The organism is Streptomyces soli (genome assembly GCF_003999195.1).
Taxonomy (GTDB): domain Bacteria; phylum Actinomycetota; class Actinomycetes; order Streptomycetales; family Streptomycetaceae; genus Actinacidiphila; species Actinacidiphila soli.
This window is the reverse complement of sequence record NZ_RJVR01000011.1, coordinates 1-5,331: the sequence shown is the minus strand read 5'-3', so window position 1 is coordinate 5,331 and position 5,331 is coordinate 1. Positions and strand designations below refer to the sequence as shown.

General features: G+C 67.5%; 6 protein-coding genes and 1 pseudogene. 3 read left to right on the top strand and 4 right to left on the bottom strand.

What is annotated here, in order from left to right:
• On the bottom strand, window positions 1–216 hold a 216-nt coding region (locus EFK10_RS00695; RefSeq protein ID WP_322973260.1), incomplete at its 3' end, for an SRPBCC family protein.
• 79 nt (window positions 217–295) lie between these two features.
• Window positions 296–1,393, bottom strand: coding sequence for an IS1634 family transposase (locus EFK10_RS00690; RefSeq protein ID WP_206305252.1), 1,098 nt, complete (start codon window positions 1,391–1,393; stop codon window positions 296–298).
• 20 nt (window positions 1,394–1,413) lie between these two features.
• Here EFK10_RS00690 and EFK10_RS00685 point away from each other — a divergent pair, with 20 nt between their 5' ends.
• From EFK10_RS00685 to EFK10_RS51800, 3 genes and pseudogenes are all read left to right on the top strand, one after another.
• Window positions 1,414–2,682 carry a cytochrome ubiquinol oxidase subunit I gene (locus tag EFK10_RS00685; protein WP_265737460.1) on the top strand — a complete coding sequence of 423 codons (1,269 nt, stop codon included), beginning with the start codon at window positions 1,414–1,416 and terminating at the stop codon, window positions 2,680–2,682.
• A 2-nt stretch (window positions 2,683–2,684) separates the two neighbouring features.
• Window positions 2,685–3,062 (top strand): annotated as a pseudogene (locus tag EFK10_RS51805) (cytochrome d ubiquinol oxidase subunit II); the annotation flags it as partial.
• Between the two features lie 94 nt (window positions 3,063–3,156).
• Entirely contained in the window at window positions 3,157–3,933 is a 777-nt protein-coding gene (locus EFK10_RS51800; protein WP_265737459.1) for a cytochrome d ubiquinol oxidase subunit II, read from the top strand.
• A 455-nt stretch (window positions 3,934–4,388) separates the two neighbouring features.
• On the opposite strand, the gene EFK10_RS53730 is transcribed toward EFK10_RS51800, so the two are convergent.
• Together EFK10_RS53730 and EFK10_RS53725 are read right to left on the bottom strand one after the other, a co-directional pair.
• Window positions 4,389–4,844, bottom strand: coding sequence for a hypothetical protein (locus tag EFK10_RS53730; RefSeq protein ID WP_456318718.1), 456 nt, complete (start codon window positions 4,842–4,844; stop codon window positions 4,389–4,391).
• Window positions 4,841–5,182 (bottom strand): helix-turn-helix domain-containing protein, encoded by a 342-nt coding sequence (locus EFK10_RS53725; RefSeq protein ID WP_456318717.1) that lies wholly within the window; start codon window positions 5,180–5,182, stop codon window positions 4,841–4,843. The genes EFK10_RS53730 and EFK10_RS53725 overlap by 4 nt, the downstream gene beginning before the upstream one ends.
• Window positions 5,183–5,331 lie beyond the last annotated feature (149 nt).

Below are 5,331 nucleotides of genomic sequence, written 5' to 3'. Positions count from 1 at the left end.
GGCCACGCAGGCATCGGGGCGCTGCTCCACGATTTCCACTTCGAACTCGTAGCTCAGCGGACCCCACCCGATCACCCAGCGGGTCATAGCGGGTCTGATCTGGTCGACTCTCTTCACCGATGCCATGAACCGGGGGAAGCTCTTGAACTGCGTCCACTGGTTGTAGGCGGTGCGTACCGGGACGGCGACCTCAACCGTCTCCTCTATGGTCCTCATGGCTCCCTCGCCTGAATTGCTGTTCCACTTCCAGTGTCAGCGCTTACCAAACCAGCCGCGAGTGGAGCTCCGTTCCAACTCAGGCGGCCGATGCTTCCTGGAAGCGGGATGGTGGACAGGTCCGGGCACCGGGGCAGCCAGAAAGACAGCACCTGCCCGGCCGGATGTCACGGGGATCTGCACGTACCGCCTGCCGGACGTCGTGTGGGCCACGGCGTGCCAAGAAGCAGTCGGCTCCGGCAGAGAGGATGTCCGTGCTGTTTGTCCGCGCCCTCACCGACCTGCCGAATGGGCCAACTGGGTCGCTCGGCCGGCCACCCGTCCTCAAGGAGTGGACGAGAACCATTTTGAGATCGTCATCAACCTGCGGTGTACCTACTGCAGGCCGCCGAGGGCGTCGCCTGACTGTTGGCGAGGGGCGATAGTTGGCGGTGGAGTTCTGTCCGGCGTCGTAGACCACGGTCAGCGACTCGACCTGCTGGGTCAGCGCGCGGTAGCGGTCGAGGAGATCGTCGATGACTCCGGTGAACTGGGTGACGTCGCGGCGGTCGCCGGGGTAGGCGCGGGACAGGACCGGGACCCCGCCGTCACGGGTGACCACCAGTGCCAGGCCGATCAGGCGCAGGTCGACGCGTTTCTGTTTGGCCTTGCCGCGCTGGGCCAGCTCGGCTTTGTCGTTGCCGGAGTCGATGAAGGTGGCGAAGTTGGTCATGCCGAGGATCAGCCCCGAAAGGTCGGGGCCGAACTCGGTGACGATGCGGCGCCCCAGCTCCGCCTCGATACCGGCCAGCAGGTCCTCCTCCAGCAGGTCCATGGCCTCCCAGAAGCGGCGGTGATCCACGGCGCTGGCGGGCACCTTGGTGAAGCGTGGGCCTGCCGTGGACTCCCGCCACCGAGCGAAGGCTGCTTTCGAGCAGGGGGCGACCACCCGGTTCGCGGCAGCCAGCGCGATGTACGTGCCGGTCGTCGCGGCAGCGTCGGCTCGTCTCGGTGCGACCTGGTCCACCGCCGAGGCGACCCCCAAGCGCTCCAGCACCGACCAGACGGCTGCCAGCGCCCCGAACTCCTTGTGCTGACTGCGGACCGGGGCTCCCATGGACTGTCCAGCCAGCTTCGCGGCGACCTCCTCACCGCTGCCCAGGTACTGCTGCGAGACAATCCGGGGCTTACCGTCCACCCGCGCCGACTCGACCCCACATCCCGCTGGTTTGCTTCGGCATCGCCTTCCCCGCGATGGTGCTCTTCGTCGAGTGGCTGCACCTGCGCACCGGCGACAGCCTCTACCGGGTGCTCGCCCGGCGCTGGACCCGGGTGATGGCCGCGCTGTTCGCCGTCGGCGTTATCACGGGCACGATCCTGAGTTTCGAGATGGGATTGCTGTGGCCGGCCTTCACCGCAGATTTCGGCAGTGTGTTCGGTCTCGGTTTCGCCGTTGAGGGTTTCTCCTTCTTCATCGAAGCGATTTTTATCGGTGTCTACATCTACGGCTGGGATCGGCTCTCCCCAAGGGCGCACTTCGCCAGCGGAATCCCGATCGCCCTGGCCGGGCTCACCGGATCGTTCACGGTGATCTCGGTGAACGCCTGGATGAATCATCCCAGCGGTTTCACCATGCAAGCCGGGAAGGTGGTCGACGTTCACCCCGCGCAGGCACTGTTCGGCAACACCTACCTATGGCATGAACTCGTGCACATGTACGTTGCCGGATACCTGGTCACCGGATTCCTGGTCGCCGGCGCGTACGCGGTCGGCCGGTTGCGCGGCCGCTGGGGACGGTACGAACGCACCGCGCTCGCCATCCCGCTGACCGTGGCCGCGCTGGCTGCGCCGGTACAGATGCTGGTCGGAGACTGGGCCGGCCGCGAGGTGGCCAGAATCCAACCGGTCAAGCTCGCTGCCATGGAGGGACTACCGGCCACGACCCACGGAGCCCCCTTGCATCTGCTCGGCTGGTTCACCGACACCGGGGTCCAATACGGCATCGCGATCCCCAAAGGACTGTCGCTGGTGGCTTTCCACAGCCCGAACGCGGTCGTTCAGGGACTGGACGCGGTGCCGCGCGGAGATTGGCCGCTGGTCAACGTGGTGCGGCTCAGCTTCCAGACGATGGTCGGAATCGGGTCGCTGCTCGCTCTTCTCGGAGTGGTCTACCTCTTCGTACGCGTGCGGCGCCACCGACTACCCGAATCCGCCTGGTTCTACCGCGCGGTCGCGGTGGCCGGCCCGCTCTCGCTCGTGGCGCTCGTGTGCGGCTGGGTGGTCACTGAGGTCGGGCGTCAGCCGTGGGTGGTATACGAGGTGATGCGCACCTCGGAGGCTGTCACTGGCGCCGTCGGCATCCCCGTGGGCTACGCGACGCTGGCGGTGGTCTACGCGGGCGTCATCGTGGCGGTCGTGTGGATCCTGCGTCGGCTGGCCGCTCGACCACTTGAGTTGACAGAGCCGACCACGACCGAGGAGCAGTAGACATGCACCTCTACAGCCTGCCGTTGTACTTCATTCTGATCGGGCTCATTCTGTACACGGTGCTCGGCGGCGCCGACTTCGGGGCTGGGCTCTGGCAGCTCACAGCCGGCCGGGGGCACGAGGCGGAGCGCAGGCGGGATCATGCCCATCATGCCCTCGCGCCGGTGTGGGAGGCCAACCACGTGTGGCTGGTCTTCGTGCTGACCGTGACCTGGACCGCCTACCCCGTCGTCTTCGGATCGGTCGCCTCGACACTGTCTGTACCGTTGTTCATCGCGGCTATCGGCATCATTTTCCGCGGGACCACCTACGCGCTGGGTGCCGGCGCGTCCGGGCTGCACGAGCGCCGGGTGATCGAGAGCGTCTTCGCACTGTCGTCGATCTTGACACCATTCGCCCTGGGCACGATCACGGGCGGAATCGCTTCAGGGCGGGTGCCGGTTGGCAACGCGGCGGGCGATATGGACAAGTTGGGTGAACCCCACCTCGATGCTCATCGGGGTACTCGCTGTCGTGATCGGCGGCTTCCTGGCCGCGGTCTACCTCTGTGCGGACGCCGTGCGCGTGGGCGAGCCGGACCTGGAAGACTGGTTTCGGCGGCGCGCGCTGGCGAGCGGCATCCTGGCGGGAGCACTCGCACTCGGCGGCCTCGGCGTGCTGAGTGCCGACTCCCCAGCGCTCTACCATGGCCTGGTCACCGGCCCCGGCCTGCCGGCGCTGGTGGTTTCGGCCCTCGCCGGACTCGCTACCCAGCTGCTGGTCTGGGTACGGCGTTACGGCCCGGCGCGAGCCAGCGCCGCGCTGGCCGTCGCGGCAATCGTCACGGGATGGGCGCTCGCGCAGTCACCCAACTTCCTGCCTGGGCTGACCGTCCAGCAGGCAGCCGCGCCGAGGGACACGCTGATCGCTGTCACCGTGGCCGTGCTCGGTGGCGCAATCATCCTGTTCCCGTCGCTCTCACTGCTGTTCTCCCTCGTACTCAGGGGCCGCTTCGACCCCGGCCGGCTGAAGGGCTCTGGGATCCCGCCCGTCCAGGCTCAGCGGGCTGCTGGGAAGCACGGGCTGGCGGGACGTGTGACCGGGGCATTGTTCCTCGCGGGGTTCGGCCTGCTCACCGTGGCCGGCTCAGAGTGGGCACACGCATTGGGGGTGCTCTGCCTGGCCGGCTTCGTTGTCGTGGGTGTCTATGCGGTTGCCCCGGCCGAGGTCGCCGCCGACAGCCCCGGCGGGCCCGGAGCCCAGCGCGGCTGATCGCCATGACCGGCGCCAGCGTAAACGAGGTCCTCAAAACTCTCGTCTACATCGGGTCGGCTGATGAACGTCACGAGGCGAGCGGCCGGGCCCTGACCGCACCCCGGGCACTGGGAAAGGCACCATCGATCTGATGGCCCGGAAGAGCGCAGGTCCGTTTGCGCAAGCCCGGACCTCACAGGCCATGTGTACGGCCCGCAGAGGTGAACATCACGCTGATCAACCGCGGCGGAAACGCCAGCGGCGGCGGCCAGCCCGGCTGGGTGCTCAAGTGCAAGGGCAGGCAGACCGACCCCAACGCCTTCCTCTACTTCATAGTCCAGGAGCAGGAGGCCACCACACCGACGGCAAGCCCACCGTGCTCTTCCGCTGCGTCCACAACGCCGGACGCAGCCAGATGGCCATGGGCTTCTTCCAGCACGTGCTCTGACCGCGTAGGTTCACCGGGTTGCGGGTCATGCTGCGTTGGCGAGGTCCTCCCCAGCGCATGCCCTTCTCGCTGCGGATTCGGGCGCGTTCTCGTCGCTGGGCTGTGAGGACGTCGGGGTAGCGGGTGTTGGCGTTGCGCCAGCGCCCTTGTGGAGGCGGTTGACGCCCCACAGGGTGTCGTCACCGATCGAGTAGCAGCCGTCAAAGTAGGTGACGCCGTGGGTGCGGTGGTAGGTCGCCGGGATCCGCTGGGGTCGGTTCTGCGGAGCCCAGCAGGATCCCGCGGTGGGGCGGATGCCGAGCGGCCCGAACTCGTCGAAAGCGAAAGCACGGTCGGGTAAGTGCTCCAGGACGTGCTCGATTCGGTCCAGCTTGGCGTCTGGCTGCGGGTCGGTGGACTCCTTCCAGGTCTTGGTGCGCTGGAAAGTGACGCCGCGTCGCGACAGGAGGCAGCGCAGGGCCTCGCGGCCGATGCGGATCACGCGTCCGTGGACTTTGCGCAGGTAGGCGGCGAGTTTACGGATCGACCAACGGGTGAAGGCTGGCCGAGTCTGACCGGGCGGGTGGTGGCCGTCGCGACGACAAAGTCCTCGTCGTCAGCGCTGAGCAGGCGGGGACGGCCTCCCGCCCACTTGGGGTCCAAGCAGGCCAGGCCGATCTCGTTGAAGCGGTGGATGACATCGCGCACCCCGCCGGCCGACGCCAGCAGCATCATCGCGCGGCGGTAGCGCACTGAGCTGGTGCTGCCCCGGCGCACGATCTGCTGCAGTCGTTGCCCCTCCTGGTCGGTCAGCCTGCGTACTCGTACCGGTTCCGCCATCGCTTCTCCCCTGCCGGTTGGACCAGCCACGCCCGAGCCCGGCGCGCGTCTCGCTTAGTGGTCCGTTCCGGAAATCCTTCGGGGGTTGATCAAGCCGCCAGTGCGGCGGAGGATTCTTCCTGGTGATCGGCGGTGTGCCGGTCGAGTCT